The sequence below is a fragment of the Pseudomonas sp. 43(2021) genome, assembly GCF_017490805.1.
Taxonomy (GTDB): domain Bacteria; phylum Pseudomonadota; class Gammaproteobacteria; order Pseudomonadales; family Pseudomonadaceae; genus Aquipseudomonas.
In genome coordinates this window covers 14,199-37,784 of sequence record NZ_JAFGYJ010000018.1, presented here as the reverse complement: position 1 = coordinate 37,784, position 23,586 = coordinate 14,199, and the positions used below count along the sequence as shown (strand labels likewise).

Genomic DNA, 23,586 nt, shown 5'->3' with positions numbered 1-23,586 from the left:
CATTTGACGGCCAGACTCCCCGTGCCGTTGACGCCGAAAACCAGGGCCATGCCCTGGTTTTCGCGTTTCATAAGTGCCAGCACAACTCGCCAACCTGTGCTGAAATAGCCCTGCGCTTTATTTAGCTACCTAAGCAAGGATTCTGCATGCACGCCGCAAACCCGCGTCGCGGGTACCTACTGGGCCTCAGCGCCTACATCATCTGGGGCCTGTTCCCCCTGTACTTCAAGGCGATCCAGAGCGTCCCGGCGGTGGAGATCATTGTCCACCGGGTACTGTGGTCGGCACTGTTCGGCTCGCTGCTGCTACTGGTGTGGAAACACCCCGGTTGGTGGCGTGAACTGCGCAACAATCCGCGCCGGCTGGGCATCCTCGCCCTGAGCGGGGCGCTGATCGCCGGTAACTGGCTGACCTACGTCTGGTCGGTGAACAACGGGCGCATGCTCGAGGCCAGCCTGGGCTACTACATCAACCCGCTGATCAATGTGCTGCTGGGCATGCTGATTCTTGGCGAGCGCCTGCGCCGCCTGCAGTGGCTGGCCGTGGCCATGGCTGCCGTGGGTGTGGCCCAGCAAGTATGGCAGGTGGGCAGCCTGCCCTGGGTGTCGCTGGTGCTGGCACTGAGCTTCGGCTTCTATGGGCTGATTCGCAAGCAGGCACCGGTGGCGGCACTGCCGGGCCTGGCGGTGGAAACCTGGATGCTGGTACCGCTGGCGCTTGGCTGGCTGTTGCTGCACCCGGCGGCGACAAGTGCCCAGGGCGCGTTCTACACCAGCAGCGAAGCGTTGTGGTTGATGGCCGCGGGGCCGGTGACACTGGTGCCGCTGGTGTGCTTCAACGCGGCTGCGCGCCACTTGCCGTACACCACCCTGGGCTTCCTGCAATACCTGGCGCCGACCCTGGTGCTGCTGCAGGCGGTGCTGCTGTTCGATGAGCATCTGTCATCGAGCAACCTGGTGGCGTTCATGTTCATCTGGGCGGGCTTGGCGATTTACAGCGTCGATGCGTGGCTGAGTTTGCGCAAGCGCAGCTGATCAAAAAACAAACAAACCTCTGCAGGCCATGTGATTCGTGGCCTGCAGAGACATCTCCAAAGGTTATCCACACCCTGGTCCCCGTACTTTGTGCACAAGCTGCTGATTTTTGAGCATTTTTTGAGCAAAGTTGTGGAAGGCGCGCAGTTATTGGGCTGGAGAGGTACACCCCCAGGTTATCCACAGGGCCTTCCCCGTGATATCGGGATAACCGCAGGGGGCTGCTTTGCAGCCCTTTCACCGGCAATCCCGGATTACTCCTCCGGCCGCAGCTTCAACTCCACCATCAAGTCGTCCGCCAGGCTCTCCAGCTTCTGCTGCAAGTCGTCCAGCGACAGGGTCAACGGCAATGCCAGCAAGGCATCGGCATGGAACAGCGGCTCGCTGCTCATCGGCGCCGGCCGCACCTCAGTGGTAAACCGTTCAAGGTTCACCCCCAGGTCGGCCAGCAAGCGGGTGATGTCACGCACGATCCCCGGCCGGTCATTCCCTACCAGCTCCATGGCAATCGGCTTCCAGGTGCACGACGGCTCGATGCCGCTCTCGGCGATCAGCACGCGAATGTCATGGCGGACCAACCCCTGCAGCGAGGCCACCAGCTCGTCGTAGTTTTCCGCCGGCACCGCCACCCGCAGGATGCCGGCAAACTGCCCGGCCATGCGCGACATGCGGCTTTCCAGCCAGTTGCCACTGTGGTCGGCGATGCACTGGGCAATGCGCTCGACCTGGCCCGCCTTGTCGGGGGCAATCACTGTCAGTACAAGATGATCCACAAGCCCTTCCTCGTGTCGGACCGCTTCCGGGCGGCAGAAAATCGGGGGATCGACTTAGTATAGGCAAGGCGCGGCAACCTGCCGCAGGGCAATCCACACAACGAATCGTGTACTGTTTCAAGATTTATCTGGAACAATCCACCTGTTTTTTGCGAACATACTCACTCCCAGCGTGACCATACGCGACCAACGGGTCGCATAACGGCGCTTTTAGTCTGATTTTGCCCCGCCTACTGCTTCATGTAGTATCCCGTGGCGCGGACTACAAAACGTCGTTTGGATGTCTGCCAAGGCGCCTGTGAAAATACGCACACTGTCTGCCAGCCGGTCTGGCAGGCCGCACCCAGCCGCGCCCGGGGCTTTACTCGGGGGCATGCACTGGTGCCGTGTTTAGAGAAGCGCTACAGGCTTAATACAGAAGAGCGAAATAGCTGAGCAGAGTGAGGCAAGCAATGACTGGATACGTTCAAGTCGGTGGCCTTCAGGTCGCCAAGGTCCTGTACGACTTCGTGAACAACGAAGCCATCCCCGGGACCGGCATCGTCGCCGAGCAGTTCTGGGCGGGTGCAGAGAAGATCATCAATGACCTCGCTCCAAAGAACAAAGCCCTGCTCGCCAAGCGCGACGAGCTGCAAGCCAAGATCGACGCCTGGCACCAGGCACGCAAAGGCCAGGCCCACGACGCCGCAGCCTACAAAAGCTTCCTCCAGGAAATCGGCTACCTGCTGCCACAAGCCGACGATTTCCAGGCCACCACCCAGAACGTGGACGAAGAAATCGCCCACATGGCCGGCCCGCAGCTGGTCGTTCCGGTGATGAACGCCCGCTTCGCCCTGAACGCCGCCAACGCCCGCTGGGGTTCGCTGTACGACGCGCTGTATGGCACCGATGCCATCAGCGATGAAGGCGGCGCCGAGAAAGGCCAGGGCTACAACAAGGTGCGTGGCGACAAGGTCATCGCCTTCGCCCGCGCCTTCCTCGACGAAGCCGCACCACTGGCAGCCGGCTCGCACGTCGACTCCACCGGCTACCGTATCGAAGGCGGCAAGCTGATCGTCGCCCTGAAAGGCGGCAGCAACAGCGGCCTGCGTGACGACGCCCAGCTGATCGGCTTCCACGGCGATGCCGCCGCGCCGACCGCCGTGTTGCTCAAGCACAACGGCCTGCACTTCGAAATCCAGGTCGATGCCAGCACCCCGGTCGGCAGCACCGACGCCGCCGGCGTCAAAGACATCCTGATGGAATCGGCGCTGACCACCATCATGGACTGCGAAGACTCGGTTGCCGCCGTCGACGCCGACGACAAGGTGATCGTCTACCGCAACTGGCTGGGCCTGATGAAAGGCGACCTGGCCGAAAGCGTGACCAAGGGTGGCAAGACCTTCACCCGCACCATGAACCCGGACCGCGAGTACGCCGCACCCAACGGTGGCAGCGTGACCCTGCACGGCCGTTCGCTGCTGTTCGTGCGCAACGTTGGCCACCTGATGACCAACCCGGCGATCCTCGACGCCCAGGGCAACGAAATCCCCGAAGGTATCCAGGACGGCCTGTTCACCAACCTGATCGCCCTGCACAACCTCAACGGCAACACCAGCCGCAAGAACACCCGCAGCGGCAGCGTGTACATCGTCAAGCCGAAGATGCACGGGCCGGAGGAAGTCGCCTTCGCCGCCGAGATCTTCAGCCAGGTCGAAGACCTGCTGGGCATGAAGCGCAATACCGTCAAGGTCGGCATCATGGACGAGGAGCGCCGCACCACGGTCAACCTCAAGTCGTGCATCAAGGCTGCAGCCGAGCGCGTGGTGTTCATCAACACCGGCTTCCTCGACCGTACCGGCGATGAAATCCACACCTCGATGGAGGCCGGCGCCGTGGTGCGCAAGGGCGCCATGAAGAACGAGAAATGGATCGGTGCCTACGAGAACAACAACGTCGACGTCGGCCTGGCCACCGGCCTGCAAGGCCGTGCGCAGATCGGCAAAGGCATGTGGGCCATGCCGGACCTGATGGCGGCCATGCTCGAGCAGAAGATCGCCCACCCGCTGGCCGGCGCCAACACCGCCTGGGTACCGTCGCCGACCGCCGCCACCCTGCACGCCCTGCACTACCACAAGGTGGACGTACAGGCGCGTCAGCGTGAACTGGCTTCGCGTACCCCGGCGTCGGTGGACGACATCCTGACCATCCCGCTGGCCACCGACACCAACTGGTCGGCCGAAGAGATCCGCAACGAACTGGACAACAACGCCCAGGGTATCCTCGGCTACGTGGTGCGCTGGATCGACCAGGGCGTGGGTTGCTCGAAGGTGCCGGACATCAACAACGTCGGCCTGATGGAAGACCGCGCCACCCTGCGTATTTCGGCCCAGCTGCTGGCCAACTGGCTGCGCCACGGCGTGGTCAGCCAGGAGCAGGTGCTGGAGAGCCTCAAGCGCATGGCTGTAGTGGTTGACCAGCAGAACGCCGGTGACGCGCTGTACCGCCCGATGGCCCCGAACTTCGACGACAACGTCGCGTTCCAGGCGGCAGTGGAGCTGGTGGTGGAAGGTGGCAAGCAGCCGAACGGTTATACCGAGCCGGTACTGCACCGCCGTCGCCGCGAGTTCAAGGCGCGTAACGGGTTGTAAGCGACATCTGCGACAGGGGGCCGCTTTGCGGCCCTTTCGCGACACAAGGCCGCTCCCACAGGTACCGCGCAAGGCTGAGGTTTGGCGCGGTACTTGTGGGAGCGGCCTTGTGTCGCGAAAGGGCTGCAAAGCAGCCCCACTCCTGCCCTACTCGATCTTCAGTTCTTTCTTCACCAGCTCCAGCAGCTTGTCCAGGTCCACCGGCTTCAACAGAAAATCCACCACCCCCAGGTGCATCACGTCCACCGCCTCTTTCACGTCGGTGTCGCCCGACACCACGATGATCGACAACGCCGCCCGCTCTGATTCACGAATCTTGCGAATCAGGTCCAGGCCATCCTCCGGCTGCATACGCAAATCCGTAATCATCAAGCCAATCCGTTGCTGGTAGTGCAGGTACAGCCTGGCTTCCTCGGCCCCATCCGCCCCGACGCAGTCGATCCCCCGGCTTTTCAGGTACAGGATCAACGCCTCACGGTTCACCGCATTGTCATCCACCACCAGCACCAACGGCTTGGCAGCCACGGGCGCGCTCGCCACGGCCAGTGCCTCGCGCTCGGCGTCGCTCAGGATGTCGCGTTGCTCAGGCATGCTCATCTCGTCAAAAAAATTCCGCTTCAGCATTAGGACCACAGAACTTGCGTAACCCGGTTTGCCTTTTGTCGGGTTTTTGACAGGGGCGCTCATAGACTTACGTCCAATGGGCACCACCCCGCTGCAAGCCGACCATGGAGGCAGAGAACAACATGGTCGGCACCTATATATAGATATATATAGTTCGGCACAGCGATACGGTCAGTTTCATGAGCAAAAAGGACGCCTACAGCCAGGCGGGCAGGACAGCAGTGCTGCAGAACATCCAGGGCACCCTGCAGTTCCTGCAGCGATTTCCGCCGTTCAACCAGATGGAACACAGCCACCTGGCCTACCTGGTCGAACAGTGCCAGCTGCGCTTCTATGCCAGCGGCGAGAGCATCGTCAAACCTGCCGACGGGCCGGTCGAGCACTTCTACATCGTCAAGCAGGGCCGCGTGGTAGGCGAGCGCCAGCACCTGGTCAAGCCTGGTGTGGAGACCACTTTCGAAATTACCAGCGGCGAATGCTTCCCGCTGGCTGCCCTGCTCGGCGAGCGGGCGACCCGCACCGAGCACCTGGCCGGTGAGGACACCTTCTGCCTGCAGCTGAACAAGCCTGCGTTCATCCGCGTGTTCTCGATGTCCGAAGTGTTTCGGGATTTTGCCCTGCGCGGGGTCAGCAGCCTGCTCGACCAGGTCAACCAGCAGGTACGCCAGCGCGCGGTGGAAACCCTCGGCACCCAGTATTCGTTGAACACGCCATTGGGGGAACTGGCCATGCGCCACCCGGTGGTGTGCAGCGCCGACACGCCCCTGCGCGATGCCGTGCGGCTGATGCATGAGCAGCAGGTTGGCAGTATCGTGGTGGTCGACCCGCAGCGCTACCCCACCGGTATCTTCACCCTGCGCGACCTGCGCCAGGTGGTGGCTGCGGCCGATGCCGACCTGGGCGCACCCATCGCGCGGCACATGACCGCCCAGCCGTTCTACCTCAGCCCCCAGGCCAGCGCCTTCGACGCAGCCATGGCCATGACCGAACGGCATATCGCCCACGTGTGCCTGGTTGAAAACAGGCGCCTGTGCGGCGTGGTTTCGGAGCGCGACCTGTTCTCCCTGCAACGGGTAGACCTGGTGCACCTGGCGCGTACCATCCGCCATGCGCCACGCCTGGACACCCTGGTATCGCTGCGCGGCGAAATCAGCCAGCTGGTCGAACGCATGCTCGCCCACGGCGCCTCGTCCACACAGATCACCCAGATCATCACCCTGCTCAACGACCACACCGTGTGCCGGGTGATCGAGCTGGCGTTGGCCGAACGCGGTGCCCCGGGCGTACCGTTCAGCTGGTTGTGCTTTGGCAGCGAAGGTCGACGTGAACAAACCCTGCACACTGACCAGGACAACGGCATCCTCTTCGAAGCCGCCGACAGCGCCGAAGCCGACGCCATCCGCGTCCGCCTGCTGCCGCTGGCGCAATACATCAACCAGTGCCTGGCCCAGTGCGGCTTCACCCTGTGCAAGGGCAACGTCATGGCCGGCAACCCCGAGCTGTGCCTGTCGCGCAGTGAATGGGCGCGGCGTTTTGCCGGTTTTGTCCGCGAAGCCAGCCCGGAGAACCTGCTGGGCTCGAGCATCTATTTCGACCTGCGCGTGGTGTGGGGCGACGAGCAAGGCTGCGAGCAACTGCGCCAGGGCCTGCTGGACCAGGTGGCCGATAACCGCATCTTCCAGCGCATGATGGCTGACAACGCCTTGCGCCAACGCCCGCCGGTGGGCCGCCTGCGCGAGTTCGTGCTGACCCGTCAGGGCAACGACAAGGCCGCCACCCTCGACCTCAAGGTCCAGGGCCTGACGCCCTTCGTCGATGGCGCCCGGCTGCTGGCCCTGGCCAACGGCATCGGTGCCTGCAATACCCTGGAACGCCTGCGCCAGCTGGTGGCCAAGGGCGTGATCGAGGCACTGGACGGCGCAGCGTACGAAGAGGCCTACCACTTTATCCAGCAAACCCGCATGCAGCAGCACCAACGCCAGACCCGCGACAACCTGCCCTATTCCAACCGCCTGGACCCGGACAGCCTCAACCACCTGGACCGGCGCATCCTGCGCGAGTCCCTGCGCCAGGCCCAGCGCCTGCAAAGCAGCCTGGCCTTGCGGTACCAGCTATGAGCCTGTTTGCCTGGCTGCGCCCCAGTGCACCCGAACTGGACCATGCCACACGCCAGCGCCTGGCCCGGCTGCCCAAGGCCGCGCCACTGGGGGTGTGTACCCTGCGCGAGCAGCGCTGGGTGGTGCTCGACCTGGAGACCAGCGGCCTGAACCCCAACCGTGACCAGGTGCTGTCGGTTGGCGCCGTGGCCATCGAAGATGGCGCCATCGATTTTGCCCAACAGTTCGAACGCACCCTGCACCGACCTTTGCAGAAGACCAACGCCAGCGTGCTGATCCACGGCCTGGGCCCGAGTGCCCTGGCTGCCGGATGCGACCCGGCCGAGGCCTTGCTCGATTTGCTCGATTTCATTGGCAATAGCCCGGTGCTGGCATTCCATGCACCGTTCGACCAGCGCATGCTGGCCAGGGCGCTGAAGGAAAGCCTGGGCTATCGCTTGCAGTCGCCCTTCCTCGATGTTGCCGAGCTGGCGCCGATGCTCAACCCCGACACCGTGCTGCGCGAGGCCGGGCTGGATGACTGGGTGACGCGGTTTGGCCTGCAGGTGGAGGAGCGCCATCATGCCAGCGCCGATGCCCTGGTGACCGCCGAGCTGGCGCTGATCCTGTTCAGCCAGGCCCGGCGCCAACAGCTGGACAGCCCGTTGCAGCTGGAGCAGCGCTTGCGCGGGTGGCGCAGGCGCAAGGTGCACAATCACGGCCTGTAGCTTTGCGCTGCCCTTGCTGGCCTCTTCGCGGGTAAACCCGCTCCCACAAGGACTGCACTACCTTTGAAACCCTGGAAATACTGTGGGAGCGGGTTTACCCGCGAAGAGGCCAACACAGGCAACACATCTGCATGACCTTGGATGCTAGCCATCCGATAAGCGTCCATTGCACCCACCCCCTCCCCTCTGCAACAATCGCGAATAATTATCGTTAGTTAATACCTACGTTCCGGGGGGAACGCTGCTTGTCTTCTGCACAGAGCCCACACGCCGATCTGGTCGGTGCGCTGTACCGCGACCACCGCGGCTGGCTGCTTGCCTGGCTGCAACGCAGCATGGCCTGCCGCCAACGTGCCGAAGACCTGAGCCAGGACACTTTCGTGCGCCTGCTCGGCCGTGAGCAACTGGTCAGGCCCCGCGAGCCCCGTGCTTTCCTGGCCGCAGTGGCCAAGGGCCTGATGTTCGACCACTTCCGCCGCGCCGCGCTGGAACAGGCCTACCTGGCCGAACTGGCACTGATGCCGGAAGCCGAACAACCGTCCCCAGAAGTGCAGCACCTGATCCTCGAAGACCTCAAGGCCATCGACCGCCTGCTCGGCAAGCTGTCGAGCAAGGCCCGCGCAGCATTCCTGCACAATCGCCTGGACGGCATGGGCCATGCCGAAATCGCCGAGCGCCTGGGGGTTTCGGTGTCGCGGGTGCGCCAGTACATCGCCCAGGGCATGCGCCAGTGCTACGTGGCCCTGTACGGGGAGCCGACGTGAGCAGTGCACCGGTTTCGTCCCGGGTACTGGAAGCCGCCATTGCCTGGAAACTCAGCCTCGACAGTGGCAGCGGTACACCTGATGAGCGCAGCGAATTCATGCGCTGGCATGCAGCCAGCGAGGAGCACGCCCGCGCATGGCGCCAACTCGGCGCCATGGACCAGCGCGTCAGCGCCGCTGCAGGCCCCGCACGCCAGGCCCTGCTGCAATCGCGCGCCGGCCTGCGCCGACGTATCGGCAAGGTCGGCGGCGGGCTGGCCGGCATGTTTCTACTGGGCTCGCTGCTGGCCTGGGTCGGCGCACCATCGCTGGCACCCAGTTACTGGTTGGCCGACCAGCGCACCGCCACCGGCGAACTGCGTACCCTGCGCCTGGAAGACGGCACCTTGCTGAGCCTGAACAGCCACACTGCCGTGGATATCGACTACGCAGGCGCGCAACGGGTGATCGTGCTGCACCAGGGCGAGATCTCGGTCGAAACCGGCCACCAGGACTCGCGCCCGCTGCTGGTACGCACCGAGGATGGCAGCCTGCGCCCATTGGGCACGCGCTTCCTGGTGCGCCGTGAGGACGGCGGTACACGCCTGGAGGTGCTGCAAGCCTCGGTCGCCGCCATGCCGCTGAACAGCGGCGACGAACAGGTGCTGCGTGAAGGCCAGCAGGTGCTGATGAACACCAATGGTCTCGGCCGAATCGGCGCGGTCCCCGCCGGTGCCGACGCCTGGACCCGCGGCATGCTGGTGGTGGACAACGTGCGCCTGGGCGACCTGCTGGCCGCGCTTGGCCAGTACCGCAGCGGTTACCTCGGGGTAGACGACGAGGTCGCCGACTTGCGTGTCACCGGCAGCTTCCCGCTGACCGACACCGACCTGGCGCTGGCGTCGCTGGTGCCGGCACTGCCGGTGAAGGTCGAGCGACATACCCAGTGGTGGGTGACCGTCGGTCCCAAGTAGTCCTGCACCGGCCTCTTGGCGGGTAAACCCGCTCCCACAGGATTGCACCAGCCTCAAAGCCTCCGCGATCCCTGTGGGAGCGGGTTTACCCGCGAAAGGGCCGGTACAGGCAAAAACCAACTTCAAATAATTCTCACTTTTTTTCAGATTCACCCTGTCACTTTTCAAATCTCGCTCGGCAAGGAAGCAGAACGCACTTATCCGTCGAGGAGCCGCTGCATGTCCCGTGCTGTTGATCGTATCCTGCGCCCCAGCCTGATGGCCCTGGCCATCGCCGTGGCCGCGCCATTGGCCAGCCCTGCCCTGTTCGCCGCCGAGCAATCCGCTCCACGCACCTACGACCTGCCCGGCGCCCCGCTGGCCACCACCCTCAACCAGATCGCCAGCCAGGCCGGCATCGCCCTGGCCATCGACCCGGCATTGGTCAGCGGCCGCACCTCGGCCCCGGTAAGCGGGCATTACGATGGCCTCGGCGCCCTGCAGGCGGCCCTGCGCGGCACTGGCCTGCAGTTGCAGCAAAGCAGCGTGGGCAGCTACAGCCTGGTGGCCACGCCAGAAGGGACACTGGCGCTACCGGAGACTGCTATCAATGCGACTTCCAGCTATGAAAGCGCCTGGGGTACCTCCAGCGGCTACGTGGCCACACGCACTGCCGCGGGTACCAAGACCGACACACCAATCGTCGAGACCCCACGTTCGATGACCGTCATCACTCGCCAGCAACTGGATGATCGCCAGGTACTCAACCTCAATGACGCCCTGCGCTACACCGCAGGCGTGCAAAGCAGCGGTTACGGTTCGGACTCGCGCGCCGACTGGTTGCGTATACGCGGTTTCGAGCCGACCCAGTTCCTTGACGGCCTGCCGCTGCCCAAGGGCTCGTTCGCCAACCCCAAGGTCGAGCCATGGAACCTCGAACGCATTACCGTGCTGCGCGGCCCGGCGTCGTCGCTGTATGGCCAGACACCACCGGGCGGCCTGCTCGACATGGTCAGCCGCCGGCCGCAATTTGAAAGTGCGCACCAGATCGAAGCCCAGGTGGGTAGCAACGAACACCAGCAGATCAACTTCGACAGCACCGGCAAGATCGACGATGAAGGCAAGTTTCTCTACCGCGTAAGTGGTGTGGTGCGTGACAGCAACTCATCCGTCGACCACATCCCGGACAAGCGCTACAACATCGCACCTAGCCTGACCTGGAACATCGATGACGATACCAAGCTGACCTTCATCTCCCAGTACACCCGGGACGATACTGGTATCACCGGCCAGTTCCTGCCGCTGCAAGGCACCAAACTGGACGGACCGACCGGCAAGATTTCCCACCACAAGAACCTTGGCGAACCGGACTGGGACTTCTACGACCGCACTTACTACGCGCTGGGCTATGCCTTCGAGCACCGCCTGAACGACACCTGGCAGTTCCGCCAGAACCTGCGCTACACCAAGAGCGACCTGTCGTTCCAGGCCGTGCAGGTGGCAACCGTCAACAGCATCGACGCCGATGGCAACGTCAACCGCGAGTCGGGTATCGTCAACGAAGACATCAGCCAGTTCGCCGTCGACAACAACTTCCAGGCCGACTTCCAGACCGGCGACATCAGCCACACCGTGCTGCTGGGCCTGGACCATCAGCGTTCGAATACCAACTATCAGTGGCTGTATGGCATGGGCGTGCCACCGATCAACGTCAACCGCCCGGTGTATGGCGCCGACCTGTCGAACGTCACCTACTTCGCCATGCAGGACTTCCAGCAGAAAACCCACCAGACAGGCGCCTACGTCCAGGACCAGATGTCGCTCGACAACTGGCGCCTGACCTTGGGTGGTCGTGAAGACTGGATTCACACCGGCGCTGTGTTCCATAACAGCAACGACGCCACCAATACCCAGCGCGACAAGGCCTTCAGCGGCAACGTCGGCCTGAGTTACGTGTTCGACAACGGCATTACGCCGTACTTTTCGTACACCGAGTCGTTCCAGCCGGCCAGTGGTGCCAACTTCAACTCCACGGAGTCGTTCAAACCGACCGAAGGCCGTCAGTATGAAGTGGGTGTGAAATACCAGCCCGTCGGGACTGACACCCTGCTCACTGCAGCGGTGTATGACCTGAAGCAGCAGAACGTCAGCGTCACGGAAGGCAGCATCACCCGCCAGGTGGGCGAACTGCAGGTTCGCGGCCTGGAACTGGAAGCCTCCACCCAGGTTACCGAGAACCTCAAGGCGATCGCATCGTATACCTATACCGACACCGAGATCCTGAAGGGTGACGACAAAGGCAATCGCATGGCGCTGATCCCGCGCAACCAGGCAACCCTGTGGGCCGACTACACCTGGCACAGCGGGCCACTGGACGGCTTCGGCATTGGCGGCGGTGTGCGCTACGTGGGTGACACCTACGGCAATACCGCCAACACCGAACTGGCCCATGTGGGCTCGTACACGGTGTATGACGCCTCGGTGCACTACGACCTGGGTAGCCTGGACAACAGCATGAAAGGCCTGACGGTAGCCGTAGAGGCGAAGAACCTGTTCAACAAGGACTACCTGGCCAACTGTGACGGTTACTGGTGCTACTACGGCGACGAGCGCAACGTGGTGGCCAGTGTCAATTACAAGTTCTGAGTGAACGGGGGCCGCTTTGCGGCCCCTGTGCCCATCAGGCATTAATCGGTACCGTGATGAAAAGCCCAACCATCCGCCGCTGGTCCGTGGTCCACACCTGGAGCAGCCTGGTCTGCACCCTGTTCCTGCTGTTGCTGGCAGTCACCGGCCTGCCGCTGATCTTCCACCACGAACTCGAACACCTGCTCGGCGACGCACCCGAACTGCGTGAAATGCCAGCAGGCACGCCACATCTCGACTTGCAGCAACTGGTACTCAAAGCCGAACAGCACCGCCCTGGCGAGGTCATGCAGTACTTCGGCTATGACGAGGACGAACCCAACGGCGTGGTCGCCATCACCGCCGCCACCGCCGGCACCGACCCCAACTTGTCGCACACCTTCATGCTCGATGCCCGTACCGGCGAGGCGGTGGCCATGCCGGCCGCCAATGGCGGCTTCATGATGGTGATGCTGCGCCTGCACGTGGACATGTTCGCCGGCCTGCCCGGCAAGCTGCTGCTGGCCTTCATGGGCGTGCTGTTCGTCGTGGCGATCATCTCCGGCACCGTGCTCTATGCGCCGTTCATGCGCCGCCTGGACTTCGCCACGGTGCGCCACGACAAGTCCCGTCGCCTGCGCTGGCTCGACCTGCACAACCTGATCGGCGTGGTGACCCTGGCCTGGGCATTGACGGTAGGCGTAACCGGTGTGATCAGTGCCCTGTCCGACCTGGTCATCGCGGCCTGGCGCAACGACAGCCTGGCCGCCATGGTCGCGCCTTACCGCGACGCGCCACCGCTCACCCAGCGCGCACCAGCCTCACGCCTGCTGGAGATTGCCGAACAGGCCGCCCCAGGCATGCGCCCGGACTTCATCGCCTTCCCCGGCACGCGCTTCTCCAGCGAGCACCACTATGCAGTGTTCATGAACGGCGCCACGCACCTGAGTTCGCACCTGTTCACACCGGTTCTGATCGATGCCCGCACCCTGGCGGTTACAGCCGTCGGCGAACGCCCCTGGTACATGGACGCCATGGGCCTTTCGCAACCGCTGCACTTCGGCGACTACGGCGGTAGACCGATGCAAATCCTCTGGGCAGTGCTCGACGTGCTCACCATCATCGTGCTCGGCAGCGGGCTCTACCTGTGGTGGGGCAAACAGCGCAAACCCCGGGAGGCAAGGGCATGAGCCACCGGTCACGATCCTCTCGGCACATTTTCGCCTGGCCCACACTGATCGCCCTGCTCAGCTTCACGGGGTTGTTCGCCGCCTTGCTAGGCGACGGCCTGTGGGACAGCCTCGCCTGGCTTGGTCTTGGCGTCTCGGCGGGGTTGGGCCTCAAAGGCTTGCTGCCGCGTCGGTAGCCCGCTACCACCGCTGCGTTGCAGCGGGCCGCCATGGTTGGCTCCCTTGATCACGGAGCCCTGCCATGACCCCTTTGCAACGCCTCGAAACCCTGGATGCCAGCATCAGTGCACTGCACCACGGGCAACCCACCCTTGTGGCCGGGCTGGCGCCCGCCCGGTTACGCCAACGTTTCTTCAACGACCTGGCGTTGTTCTGGAACGAAGCCCCCAAAGGCAGCCAGAGCAGGCGCCAACGGTTACACAAGCTGCGTCAGGAACAATTGCTGGCGGAACTGGAATTGCGCCTGGCCGACCAGACCCTGGATTATCAGCACATCAGCCTGCTGCGCACCTACCTCGAATTGCCGTTGCCCTGGCAGCGACCACATTTGCCCAGCGAGTTGAAGGCACAGGCTTACCGACCGGTATTCAGCAGCCTCAGCCCCCAGCGCAGGCTGGCCCTGCCAGGCACATTGATATTGGTAGCCGACGGCCCCGAAGGTAGCGATGCCATCCCGGGCAAAGTCACCGGCAAGGCGCTGCTCTGCAGCCTCGCCCACGGCATCGAAGGGTTTGACAGCCTTGCCGAGCTGCATGTCGAACTCTGCGAGCGCCTCGACGACTGGCTGCAAATCCAGCCCTTCCTGCAAATGCTGCCACGCACGGAGGACCAGCAATGGCTGATGCAAGCCGACCGCTTGCGCTATGAGTGGTTTGCCGACGATCTGGTGGCGCAGCAGGTACGCGACCTGACAGACTGCCAGCACCAGCGGCTGACACTGGCCTGGCAAGCCGCATGGCAACATGCCCAGCTACCTGACCTGGACAAGCTCGGAGCAACGCTGGCCAGCCAGCAGTCGCTCACCGGCTTGATGAGCAGCAAGCACGCCCTGGCTACACGTTACGCCCTGCTGCTCGAAAAGCACCTGCCAGCATGGCTGCGCAATACGCCCCCACAAGGCCTGGCGCATATCATGCAAACCATGCAGGAACTGGCCGGGGCTATCACCCAGGCCGCCGCACCAGGGCTGCTGACCCTGGACCAGTTTCGCGAACGCCACCACTTGCAGGCCTGGGTGCGTGCGCGGCTCGCCAAACAGCTGGCACGAACACTGGCCATCAGCATACCGCCGCAGCGCATCTGCATCAGTGTCACCCTGGCTCGTCGGCGCGGGCCTTTGCTCAATCCCCTGTCACCGTCCAGCTACATCGCCGCCGCCGCCCGCCCGCAAGTGGGCGACACCGTCGAAATGGTGGCGGTCACTTACCGCCTGGACGAACTGGCCTTGCTCAACATCAGCTGGTTCGACGTGGATTACTGGCTGACGGCCCGGGTACACGACGACACTGGCGCCCCACTGGCGAACCTGTCCCCCGAACAGGTCAGGACACTGGTGCGCAAGCTCGATGCCGGCAGCGGCTATGAGCGCTACCTGCGCACACACCTGCTGGACTCCCCATCGGCCAACTGGCGAATGGAGGCCCACGGCAACATCAACCGGGCACGCATGCGCGCCGAGGCGGCCAAGGCTCGCTACGTCGGGCACTTCCTGCCCGGCCAGCAGGAGCAGGGTTACCACTGGGCCAAGGCAGTTGTCGACTACCCCGACAGCAGCAGCCGCCCGCCCATCGACGGGCAGCACATCGTCGTTCGCCAGCTGGTTGTGGACGGGCATACGCTGCAAGGCGTGCTGCTGCTCAATGCCGAAAGCCCCAATCAACCTTCGCTGGTGATCTACACGCCGGATGCACCAGACCGGCGTGCCTGGCGCGAATTCCGCAATGCCCGCGACATGCTGCGGGCAGTGCGTGGCAACCCCGCACTGCAACAGTATTTCATCCAGCGCGCCCCTGGCGCCGATGCCAGGCGCCTTGAAACGCTGTTCAGCAAGGGGCGCCTGGGGCCGCATGTGCAAAGGCCGATCATCCCCGGCAATCTGTTCAATGCCCTTTACCGGGCAGAGGTACATGCCTTGATCGCCGAGGCGGACACCAACAGCCGCAGCAATCGAGAAGTGCTGGGCGAGTTCGGCCTGGCCACGCTACGCCTCATACTCGACCTGGTCAGCCTGGTACTGCCGGCACCTGCCATGTCGGCGCTGGCGTTCGGACGCATGGGCATTTCCATATGGGACGGCTTCGAGGCCATGGAAAAGAACGACCATGAGGCAACCCTGCACCACGCCATCGCGGCGCTCAGCCATGCCAGCGACGGTCTCAACAGTTTTGCCGGCTCTACCTTGATGCGCCGGGCCCTTCGTGGTTTGCCGCCACAACCGCCCAGGCCATTGCCACAAACCCATGCGGCAACCGTCGACCTGGCCAAGCTGCGCTACCGGATAGAGGGGGTACATGGCGAACAGGTCTATGAGTACATCAGTGCCACACCCGGGCCCGATCGGTACTTCGTGAAGGACAGCCAAGGCCGGGTGTACAACGTCCATTTCGACGGCCAGCGCTGGCGTGCACTCGACCCGCGACAGCCTGACGCCTACGTACAGCTGCCAGTCAAACGCCTGGCCGACGGTTCCTGGGTGGTCGATTCGCCCGTGCTCTGGTACGACGGCTTGCCCGACATCGAGCAGTTGTTAGCGGACTGCCGCCTGGCCCCACCGCGCGAAGGTGTGCCAGTCGAAAGTGAAGCAGACCTGTTCGACGCCAACGGCCAGCTCTACCTGCAGTTGGCCGACAATCAGCTGCCGGTGCGCCGGCATCTGCTGGCCGGCCACTATCACCTGCAAATCGCCGGGCAGGCCCTGAGCACGGTCAAGGCCTGGGCCGTGCTGCGCCAGCAGGATGGCCAGTGGCGCATCCGCGTGCGCCAACCCGGCCGCAGCAGCGACTGGCTGGCACTGCCGGCGGACTACTCGGCCAGCTTGGGCAGCAACCGGTCCAGCCGCTGATGCAAGGCACTGCCACTCGGCCAGTTGCGCAGCAGCCGCGCCCGGTCACGGGCGTAGGCCGGGGCGAAGCTGAGCTGGGTGGCGTGCTGGCACATGGCATCGAGGTCGATCAGTGACCACTGGCCGTTGTGCCAGAACAGGTTGTGGCCCTTGAAGTCGCCATGGCTGATGCGCTCGCGAATCAGTTGCTGCATCACATGCACCAAGGCATCCACCTGCTCCTCGGGCGCATCACCGTTGTCCACGTAGGGTGCGAAGCACTCGGCCAGGTCCGGGCCATCGACATACTCGGTGACCAGGTAGGCACGGCTGCGCAAACCCATCACCCGCTGCTCCAGCACTGCCAGCGGACGCGGCGTGGCGATGTCGAGGAATTCCAGGCGGTGGCCTTCGATCCATGAATGCCAGGCACGGCTCGGGCGCCAGAAGCGTTTGAACCAATGTGCGGTGTTCTTGATGTTGTAACGCTTGAGCACCAGCGTGCGCCCGCCAACCTCGATGCGCGCCACACTGGCCGCACCACCGGTCTTGTACAGGTGGCCCTGGTCGATCAATGCGTCGGCCTGCTCCAGCACCGGCAGCATGGCTTCGACCTCGTTGCGGCGGATCGCCCGCAGGCCGGAAAGGCTGCGCTCGACACTGAACAGGCTGCATTCACGGCCAGCCTTTTCCAGGTAGTCCCTCTGGCGCCAGCTGCGCACCTTGTCCACCTGCTTCTGCAAGGCTTCCAGCGGCAACGCATGCTCGGCGTTGGCCAGCAGGTAGTGCACCAGCAGTTCTTCGATGAACGGCTCCAGGCGCTTGGGTAGCTGGGCGAAGAACACCCCAAGGTTTTCCAGCACACGCGGGCGCGACAGCTGCTGCCCAGGTGTTTCGGCCTTGATCCCGGCGCCGTCGATCAGGTACAGCTTGCCGCCGTGGCGCAGCAGGTTGTCCAGGTGCAGGTCTTCCTGCCACAGGCCCTGGGCATGCATGTGCGCCACCGCAGTGAGCGCTTCGCCCAGCACCAGGTGCTGCTCGTCGGCAAGCACCGGCAGGTTTTCCACTGCCGCCCAGGCATCGGCCAGGCTTTCGGCACCGTCGAGGAACTCGAACAACAGCCAGCCGCCTTCGCCTTCCTTGAGGCCGTCGGCCAACAGCTTCGGCGTGGTCAGGCCCTGCTCGGCCAGCAGCTTCACGCCTTGCAGTTCGCGCTGGAAATGCCGGGCAGCGTTACCACCGACCAGCAGCTTGGCCAGCACTGGGGTCCCGCGCCAAACGCCGGCGCCCACATAGCGCTGGCCCGGCAGCACGCGCAGCAGGCTGAGCAATTGCAGGTCAGCCGTGCCGGCGGCATCGGCCAGGGTGATGCTCAGGGGCAACGAGGGGTTGCGCCCGGCCTCTTTCAATTCAAACAAACGCATCAGCGGGCCTCTTTTTCACGACGGCGTTGCGTCAGGCGTTGCAGCCAGGTATCGACCAGCGTGCCATCGGCCGGCTGCGCCAGGTAGCTGGCCAGCAATGTACGCACATCGCCTTCGCTCCAGGCCGGGGCGCGACGCAGCAGCGGCTCCAGGTCCTTGAGGCGGTCACGCATGCCGAACAGCAGGGGTCGGGTCTTTTCCAGGTCGATCAGTTGCGCGTCCCAGCCATCGCGGCGCTGGCGCAGGAAGATGTGCTTGGGGTAGAAGCAGCCATGCACCTGGCCGGCACTGTGCAGGGTGCGCGCCAGCTGGCCGCAGGCCTGCAGCACGCCGTTGCGTTCAGCATCGCTCAGTTGTGGCCACCGGGCCAGCAGGCTGTCGAGGTCGGCCCATTCGTCCAGGGCGCGGGTCATCAGGATCGCCCGGTGCGTGCCGCCTTGCTTGCGCTCGCCGTAGAACACCGCCTGCAACGCCGGAATGTGCAGCTTCTGGTAACGGCTGATGTTGCGGAATTCGCGGGCGAAGGTCGGCTCGCCGAACGGCCGGTGCAGGGTACGGGTCAGGTAGTCGCTCTGGCGCTTGAGGTAGTAGCCCTTGCCTTCGAGCTCCAGGCGAAACACGCTGCTCCAGCCACCGCGACCGGTGTTCGGTTCGTCCACGGCATCCAGTTGCAGCGCCCACAGCGCCTCGAAGTCGTCCAGGCCATGGCGTTTGAGCAGCGCGAGGTCCGCGCTGGCCAGGTAATCGGTCATTCCCTTCCCTCGAAAAAGCCCACCACCTGGCGAATGCGCTTCTTGTCACGCACATTCAACCGGTCGCGGCCGCGGTATTGCAGGTAGAAACGCAGACGCTGGGTTGCCGACAGGTGGTATTTGGCCACTTTGTCCAGGCAGGCCAGGTCCTTGATCATCCGGTGCCGCCACATGAAGCCGCGCCAGAAATCGCCGGTGGGGCAGTCGATGAAGAATAGCGTGCCCTGATCGTCGACCAGCAGGTTGCGCCACTTCAGGTCGTTATGGGCGAAATGGTGCTGGTGCATGATCCGGGTGTGGCGCGCCAGCTGGCTGCTGACATGCCCGACCCAGGCACGGTCGGCCAGGCGTGCATCGTTGCGCTCGGCCAGTGCCGACAGGTCTTCGGTGCGCGGCAGTTCGCGGGTGATCATCGCGCCCCGGCCAAAGGCCAGGCCATTGCGCTCCAGGCCCCAGGCCACCACCTCGGCCGTGGGGATGCCCCACTTGTGGAACTGCTTGAGGTTCTGCCATTCGGCCTTGATTCGCGGCCGCCCCAGGTAGCGCCGCATGTGCTTGCCGGCCCCGGTGTAGCGCTTGACGTAGTAATTGACCCCCTCACGCGTGATCCGCACCACCTCGCTGAGCGGGTCGCGGGTCAGGCGTTCGCCTTGCAGGGCAAATACCGCATCGAGGCTGCCGAAGTCCGCCGCCAGGTGTTCGTAGCCCGGCGCCAGTGTCCACCCCGCCATCAGAGTGCATCCCCATAGCGTTGCTTGCGGTCGTAGAGTTTCTGCGCCTTGCGCTCCAGCCAGGCGAGCAGCGCGGCTTCCTCTTTCAGGATCTGCCGCAGCGGGCGCTGGAAGTAGCCGCGCAGGAAGCGCAGCTTGTCGCGTTGGGTCAGGCCAATATCCAGCGCCGAGAAGTACAGCGCGGCCAGGTCCTTGTCGCGCCAGCGGCGGCTGATTTTCGCCCGGGTCTGCGCGCGGTGCAGGTCGATCACCGACAGTTTGAAATCTTCCGCCGTCACCGGGCGGTCGGTGTGCAGCAGGAAATGGCAGATGTAGCAGTCGCGGTGGTTGACCCCGGCGCGGTGCATGCCGCCGGTCATCTTCGCCACCTCGGCGATCAGCGCACGCTTCAGGCGTGGCTCGGGTGGCTGCCTGACCCAGTCGATGCTGAAGTCTTCCAGGCTGATGGTCGGCGCCAGTTCCTCAGTGATGATGAACGAGTGTTGAGCGGCCGGGTTGCTGCCCCGCTCGCCATAGGCGACGGCAGTCATGGTCGGCACGCCAACCTGGTGCAGGCGCTGGATGGCCTGCCATTCCTGGCCGGCGCCGAGCACCGGTAGCTTGGCGGTTAGCAGGTTCTTGAAGATCTCACCCCAGCCGATGCCGCGGTGGATCTTGACGAAGAAGCCCTCGCCAGCGACCTCGGTGCGTAGCGTGCGACGCCCTTCCAGCTCGCGATAGACCTCGCCTTGCAACGCCTCCACGGCGTCGAAGGCATCACGCCCGGCCCACAGGCGCTTGAACGGTTCGGCCAGTATCAGCTTCATGCAGACTCCTGCCCCAGGATCACGTCGGCAGCATGTTGCGGCATGCTGTACAGATCGGCGGTTTCAGCAAACGCCAGGCCGTTGCGCGACCAGCTGGCGCGGGCCTGCTGGTCTTCGAGCATACGCTGCAGATAGCCATTGAGTTGTTCCTGCTCGAACGGCTCGTCCAGCACCAGGCCGCTGTCGGCCTCGGCAATGTAGTGGGCGTAGCCACACACCTTGGAGACCAGCACCGGCAGGCCAGCCACCAGCGCTTCGAGCAGCACCGTGCCGGTGTTCTCGTTGTACGCCGGGTGAATCAGCAAGTCGGCACCCAGCAGGAAGCGCGGGATGTCGCTGCGGCCCTTGAGGAACTGCACCTGCTCGCCCAGGCCCAAGGTAGCGCTTTGCAGCTGGAACACCTTGGGGTCATCCTGGCCGATCACCATCAGCCTGGTGCGCTTGCGCAGGGCCGATGGCAGTGCGGCCAGGGCCTTGAGGCTGCGGTCCACGCCCTTGGTCTTGAAGCCCGAGCCAATCTGCACCAGCAGCAGGTCGTCATCGCCCAGGTTGAATTCCTTGCGGAACTCGGCGCGGATTTCGCCGGCGTTGGCCGGCGCGCGGCGGTCCTGGGAAATGCCCGGTGGCAGCAAGTGGAAACGTTCCACAGGGGTGCCGTAGTGCTTGATGAACAGCGGCTGCTGCACTTCGGAAATCATCAGTACTTCGGTATGGGCGTCCTTGGCGAACACCGCACGTTCGTACTCGGCAAAGTGCCGGTAGCGGCCCCAGCGGCGGTACAGGCCGCCACGCAGGGTCTGCGCCTTGTCCTCGAAACAGCCGTCGGCGGCGTAGTAAACGTCCAGCCCGGGCATCTTGTTGAAGCCGATCAGGCGGTCGACCGGGCGCTTGGCCAGGTCGGCGGCCATCCAGGCGCTGAGCTTCTCGTTGCGGCGGTGGTTGAAAATCGCCTTCACCGGCGCCACCAGCACTTCGAAGCCCGGCGGAATGTCACCCTCCCAGATCAGCGTGTACACGCGAATCTGGTGGCCCCGCTTCTGGCATTCCAGGGCAATGCGCATGAAATCGCGCTGCAGCCCGCCGAAGGGGAAATACTTGTAAAGCACGAAAGCCAGTTGCATCAACGGACATCCTCAGCCAGCAGCAACGCGCTCAAGCGGCTCGCCACATGCTCGGGATTCAGGCGAGTGAAGCACAGCGGCCACTCGCGTTTGAGATCGAACCGGCGCAGGTCGTCGGCGCTCGGTTTGTAGGTGCACTTCTTCTGCAGGCAGGGCGCGCAGGGCCAGTCACTGGCCTGGTGTATCTGGGTCCGTCCGTAGGCGCCGGTCAGGCCCGGGTTGGTCGGGCCGAACAGCGAAATGGTGGGCACATCGAGTGCCGCCGCCAGGTGGCCAAGGCCGGTATCGACCGCCACGCAGGCTTTTGCCGCCGCCAACACGCGAGCGACGCCGGCAAGGTTCAATTTGGGGAGTACCTGGCAATTGTTCAAGCCCTGGGCGATGCGCTCGGCCCGAGCCTTTTCGGCCGGGTTACCCCACGGCAGGCGCACCTCCAGCTTGCGCCGGCCCATGCGTTCGGCCAGTTCGCGCCAGTAGGCTTCGGGCCAGTGCTTGGTCGCCCAGGTGGTGCCATGCAGGAACACCACATAGGGGGCGGCTGGCGGTAATTGCAGGCGCTCGAGGTCGAGGCCGTAGTTGCCGATGCCTTCCGGCAGGTCGTAGGCCAGGGCCATGGCGAACAGCTGGCGCACCCGCTCCACCGCATGCTGCCCGGTGGCAACCGACAAGCGCCGGTCATAGAAGCGGCTGGCCCAGCCTTCACGGGCCGAGTAGCGGTCCAGGCCAGCTACCGGCGCCTTCACGTAGCGGGTCAGCCAGGCCGACTTGACCAGGCCCTGGGCGTCGATCACCAGGTCGTACTTGCGCTCGCGTACTCGCTGCTTGAACGCCTTCCACTCGCCACTCTTGATGGTTTGCCAGAGGTTCTTGCGCCAGCGGCGGATGGCCACCGGGATCACCTGGTCGACCGCCGGGTGCCAGCCGGGGATTTCCGCGAAGCCTTCTTCCACCACCCAGTCGAAGCGGATGCCCGGGATAGCGTGGGCGGCATCGGTAAGCGCCGGCAAGGTGTGGATCACATCACCCAGCGACGAAGTCTTGATGATCAGTACCCGCACTTAGTCGACCTCGGCCACGGTATCGATCAGGTCCGGCCCGCTCAGGCTGTGCAGGGCGGCAATGACTTTGCCCGGTTCCAGCAGGCGCAGGCAGTTGTAGTGGCCGAAGCGGCAGGTGCGGTCGAAGCACGGGCTGCACTCGATGCCGGTGCGCACCACCTCCACGTGCTCGGCCAGCGGCGGGGTGAAGCCTGGCGAGGTCGAGCCGTACACCGCCACCAGCGGGCGGTTCAGCGCGGCGGCCACGTGCATCAGCCCGGAGTCGTTGGACACCACGGCATGGGCGCAGGACATCAGGTCGATGGCCTCGGCCAGCGAGGTTTCGCCGGCCAGGTTGGACGATTCTTCACGCAAGCCCGGGATCAGCCGATCACGGATCTGCTCACCGACCGGGTGATCGTTCTTCGAGCCGAACAACCACACCTGCCAGCCCTGGCGGATCATCGCATCGGCCACGGTGGCGTAGTGCTCGGCCGGCCAGCGCTTGGCCTCGCCGAACTCGGCACCGGGGCACAGCGCCAGCACCGGGCGGTCCAGCTCCAGGCCGAACTTGGCCAGGGCAGCATCACGGCTTTGCGCTTCGATCTGCAGGCTGGGGCGCGGGTACGGCTGCGGCAGCTCGGCGCCGGGCGCGTAGGCCAGGGCCATGAAGCGCTCGATCATCAGCGGGTAGCGGGCCTTGTCCAGCTTGCGCACGTCGTTGAGCAGGCCGAAGCGCATTTCGCCGCGCCAGCCAGTACGCTTGGGGATACCGGCGAAGAACGGCACCAGCGCCGACTTCAGCGAGTTGGGCAGCAGGATGGCCTGGTCGTACTGGCCGGCCAGGGACTTGCCGATGCGTCGCCGCGTGGCCAGTTCCAGCGCGCCGTGGCCGAGCGGGAAGCTCAGGGCCTGACGGACCTCGGGCATGCGTTCGAGGATCGGCCGGCTCCACTCGGGGGCCAGCACATCGATCACGCAGTCGGGGTGCTGCTGTTTCAGGCACTGGAACAGGGTCTGCGCCATCACCATGTCGCCGACCCAGCTGGGGCCAATGATCAGTATTCTCATGCTTAGTCCAGAAACGCTCGGGGAGGCTGCAGGCTGCGGTACAGCCTGGCCTCCCCTCTTTATATTCAGGCTATGTGGCGGACAGTGTACCACTCAGGCATATCCGTCGCTGATTGCAGACCCTGTGGGAGCGGGTTTACCCGCGAACACCGGCGAAGCCGGTGCCAGGCAACGCGTGGCCTTCTTCGCGGGTGAACCCGCTCCCACA

General features: G+C 64.3%; 19 protein-coding genes. 10 read left to right on the top strand and 9 right to left on the bottom strand.

The window, feature by feature from the left end:
• Positions 1-146: 146 nt before the first annotated feature.
• Entirely contained in the window at positions 147-1,034 is an 888-nt protein-coding gene (rarD, locus tag J5M71_RS16615; protein ID WP_207834024.1) for an EamA family transporter RarD, read from the top strand.
• 254 nt (positions 1,035-1,288) lie between these two features.
• Here rarD and J5M71_RS16610 read toward each other — a convergent pair whose 3' ends face one another.
• Positions 1,289-1,807: an ACT domain-containing protein gene (locus J5M71_RS16610; protein WP_207834021.1), complete on the bottom strand. Its 519-nt coding sequence runs from the start codon at positions 1,805-1,807 to the stop codon at positions 1,289-1,291.
• Between the two features lie 452 nt (positions 1,808-2,259).
• Here J5M71_RS16610 and J5M71_RS16605 point away from each other — a divergent pair, with 452 nt between their 5' ends.
• A complete protein-coding gene (locus J5M71_RS16605) occupies positions 2,260-4,437 on the top strand; it encodes a malate synthase G (protein ID WP_207834012.1) in 2,178 nt (725 codons plus the stop codon).
• Between the two features lie 147 nt (positions 4,438-4,584).
• On the opposite strand, the gene J5M71_RS16600 is transcribed toward J5M71_RS16605, so the two are convergent.
• A complete protein-coding gene (locus J5M71_RS16600) occupies positions 4,585-5,124 on the bottom strand; it encodes a response regulator (RefSeq protein ID WP_207834010.1) in 540 nt (179 codons plus the stop codon).
• Positions 5,125-5,240: 116 nt separating this feature from the next.
• Here J5M71_RS16600 and J5M71_RS16595 point away from each other — a divergent pair, with 116 nt between their 5' ends.
• The 8 genes from J5M71_RS16595 to J5M71_RS16560 all read left to right on the top strand — a co-directional run bounded on the left by J5M71_RS16595 (position 5,241) and on the right by J5M71_RS16560 (position 16,457).
• Positions 5,241-7,178: a putative nucleotidyltransferase substrate binding domain-containing protein gene (locus tag J5M71_RS16595; protein WP_207834002.1), complete on the top strand. Its 1,938-nt coding sequence runs from the start codon at positions 5,241-5,243 to the stop codon at positions 7,176-7,178.
• On the top strand, positions 7,175-7,885 hold the full coding sequence (locus J5M71_RS16590) for a 3'-5' exonuclease (RefSeq protein ID WP_207833992.1): 711 nt from the start codon (positions 7,175-7,177) through the stop codon (positions 7,883-7,885). The genes J5M71_RS16595 and J5M71_RS16590 overlap by 4 nt, the downstream gene beginning before the upstream one ends.
• A gap of 245 nt (positions 7,886-8,130) precedes the next feature.
• Entirely contained in the window at positions 8,131-8,649 is a 519-nt protein-coding gene (locus J5M71_RS16585) for an RNA polymerase sigma factor (protein ID WP_063914542.1), read from the top strand.
• Positions 8,646-9,602: a FecR family protein gene (locus J5M71_RS16580; protein WP_207833990.1), complete on the top strand. Its 957-nt coding sequence runs from the start codon at positions 8,646-8,648 to the stop codon at positions 9,600-9,602. Before J5M71_RS16585 ends, J5M71_RS16580 begins: the two co-directional genes overlap by 4 nt.
• A 219-nt stretch (positions 9,603-9,821) precedes the next feature.
• Positions 9,822-12,227 carry a TonB-dependent siderophore receptor gene (locus tag J5M71_RS16575; RefSeq protein ID WP_207833983.1) on the top strand — a complete coding sequence of 802 codons (2,406 nt, stop codon included), beginning with the start codon at positions 9,822-9,824 and terminating at the stop codon, positions 12,225-12,227.
• A gap of 56 nt (positions 12,228-12,283) precedes the next feature.
• Positions 12,284-13,396: a PepSY-associated TM helix domain-containing protein gene (locus tag J5M71_RS16570; RefSeq protein ID WP_207833980.1), complete on the top strand. Its 1,113-nt coding sequence runs from the start codon at positions 12,284-12,286 to the stop codon at positions 13,394-13,396.
• On the top strand, positions 13,393-13,572 hold the full coding sequence (locus J5M71_RS16565) for a hypothetical protein (RefSeq protein WP_063914538.1): 180 nt from the start codon (positions 13,393-13,395) through the stop codon (positions 13,570-13,572). Before J5M71_RS16570 ends, J5M71_RS16565 begins: the two co-directional genes overlap by 4 nt.
• A 65-nt stretch (positions 13,573-13,637) precedes the next feature.
• Positions 13,638-16,457 carry a DUF6543 domain-containing protein gene (locus J5M71_RS16560; protein WP_207833978.1) on the top strand — a complete coding sequence of 940 codons (2,820 nt, stop codon included), beginning with the start codon at positions 13,638-13,640 and terminating at the stop codon, positions 16,455-16,457.
• On the opposite strand, the gene J5M71_RS16555 is transcribed toward J5M71_RS16560, so the two are convergent.
• Genes J5M71_RS16555 through waaF form a run of 7 tightly spaced genes read right to left on the bottom strand, consistent with a single transcriptional unit; the run spans position 16,418 to position 23,378 of the window.
• Positions 16,418-17,860: a lipopolysaccharide kinase InaA family protein gene (locus J5M71_RS16555; RefSeq protein ID WP_207833976.1), complete on the bottom strand. Its 1,443-nt coding sequence runs from the start codon at positions 17,858-17,860 to the stop codon at positions 16,418-16,420. The two genes, J5M71_RS16560 and J5M71_RS16555, sit on opposite strands and share 40 nt — an antisense overlap.
• Positions 17,860-18,612: a lipopolysaccharide kinase InaA family protein gene (locus J5M71_RS16550; RefSeq protein WP_207833974.1), complete on the bottom strand. Its 753-nt coding sequence runs from the start codon at positions 18,610-18,612 to the stop codon at positions 17,860-17,862. Before J5M71_RS16550 ends, J5M71_RS16555 begins: the two co-directional genes overlap by 1 nt.
• A complete protein-coding gene (locus J5M71_RS16545; protein ID WP_207833967.1) occupies positions 18,609-19,343 on the bottom strand; it encodes a lipopolysaccharide kinase InaA family protein in 735 nt (244 codons plus the stop codon). The genes J5M71_RS16550 and J5M71_RS16545 overlap by 4 nt, the downstream gene beginning before the upstream one ends.
• Positions 19,343-20,149 carry a lipopolysaccharide core heptose(I) kinase RfaP gene (rfaP, locus tag J5M71_RS16540; protein WP_207833964.1) on the bottom strand — a complete coding sequence of 269 codons (807 nt, stop codon included), beginning with the start codon at positions 20,147-20,149 and terminating at the stop codon, positions 19,343-19,345. Before rfaP ends, J5M71_RS16545 begins: the two co-directional genes overlap by 1 nt.
• Positions 20,146-21,270: a glycosyltransferase family 4 protein gene (locus tag J5M71_RS16535; RefSeq protein ID WP_013970538.1), complete on the bottom strand. Its 1,125-nt coding sequence runs from the start codon at positions 21,268-21,270 to the stop codon at positions 20,146-20,148. Before J5M71_RS16535 ends, rfaP begins: the two co-directional genes overlap by 4 nt.
• The gene (gene waaC / locus J5M71_RS16530) at positions 21,270-22,328 is read right to left on the bottom strand and encodes a lipopolysaccharide heptosyltransferase I (protein ID WP_207833956.1); all 1,059 of its coding nucleotides are present in this window, start codon (positions 22,326-22,328) and stop codon (positions 21,270-21,272) included. The genes J5M71_RS16535 and waaC overlap by 1 nt, the downstream gene beginning before the upstream one ends.
• The gene (gene waaF, locus J5M71_RS16525) at positions 22,329-23,378 is read right to left on the bottom strand and encodes a lipopolysaccharide heptosyltransferase II (RefSeq protein WP_063914530.1); all 1,050 of its coding nucleotides are present in this window, start codon (positions 23,376-23,378) and stop codon (positions 22,329-22,331) included.
• Positions 23,379-23,586: the final 208 nt, after the last annotated feature.

What these genes read in the sequence shown, in the direction of transcription:
- rarD (WP_207834024.1), top strand. Translation starts at nt 147, where the DNA reads ATGCACGCCGCAAACCCGCGTCGCGGGTACCTACTGGGCCTCAGCGCC.
- J5M71_RS16605 (WP_207834012.1), top strand. Translation starts at nt 2,260, where the DNA reads ATGACTGGATACGTTCAAGTCGGTGGCCTTCAGGTCGCCAAGGTCCTG.
- J5M71_RS16600 (WP_207834010.1), bottom strand. Translation starts at nt 5,124, where the DNA reads ATGAGCGCCCCTGTCAAAAACCCGACAAAAGGCAAACCGGGTTACGCA.
- J5M71_RS16595 (WP_207834002.1), top strand. Translation starts at nt 5,241, where the DNA reads ATGAGCAAAAAGGACGCCTACAGCCAGGCGGGCAGGACAGCAGTGCTG.
- J5M71_RS16590 (WP_207833992.1), top strand. Translation starts at nt 7,175, where the DNA reads ATGAGCCTGTTTGCCTGGCTGCGCCCCAGTGCACCCGAACTGGACCAT.
- J5M71_RS16575 (WP_207833983.1), top strand. Translation starts at nt 9,822, where the DNA reads ATGTCCCGTGCTGTTGATCGTATCCTGCGCCCCAGCCTGATGGCCCTG.
- J5M71_RS16570 (WP_207833980.1), top strand. Translation starts at nt 12,284, where the DNA reads ATGAAAAGCCCAACCATCCGCCGCTGGTCCGTGGTCCACACCTGGAGC.
- J5M71_RS16565 (WP_063914538.1), top strand. Translation starts at nt 13,393, where the DNA reads ATGAGCCACCGGTCACGATCCTCTCGGCACATTTTCGCCTGGCCCACA.
- J5M71_RS16560 (WP_207833978.1), top strand. Translation starts at nt 13,638, where the DNA reads ATGACCCCTTTGCAACGCCTCGAAACCCTGGATGCCAGCATCAGTGCA.
- J5M71_RS16555 (WP_207833976.1), bottom strand. Translation starts at nt 17,860, where the DNA reads ATGCGTTTGTTTGAATTGAAAGAGGCCGGGCGCAACCCCTCGTTGCCC.
- J5M71_RS16550 (WP_207833974.1), bottom strand. Translation starts at nt 18,612, where the DNA reads ATGACCGATTACCTGGCCAGCGCGGACCTCGCGCTGCTCAAACGCCAT.
- J5M71_RS16545 (WP_207833967.1), bottom strand. Translation starts at nt 19,343, where the DNA reads ATGGCGGGGTGGACACTGGCGCCGGGCTACGAACACCTGGCGGCGGAC.
- rfaP (WP_207833964.1), bottom strand. Translation starts at nt 20,149, where the DNA reads ATGAAGCTGATACTGGCCGAACCGTTCAAGCGCCTGTGGGCCGGGCGT.
- J5M71_RS16535 (WP_013970538.1), bottom strand. Translation starts at nt 21,270, where the DNA reads ATGCAACTGGCTTTCGTGCTTTACAAGTATTTCCCCTTCGGCGGGCTG.
- waaF (WP_063914530.1), bottom strand. Translation starts at nt 23,378, where the DNA reads ATGAGAATACTGATCATTGGCCCCAGCTGGGTCGGCGACATGGTGATG.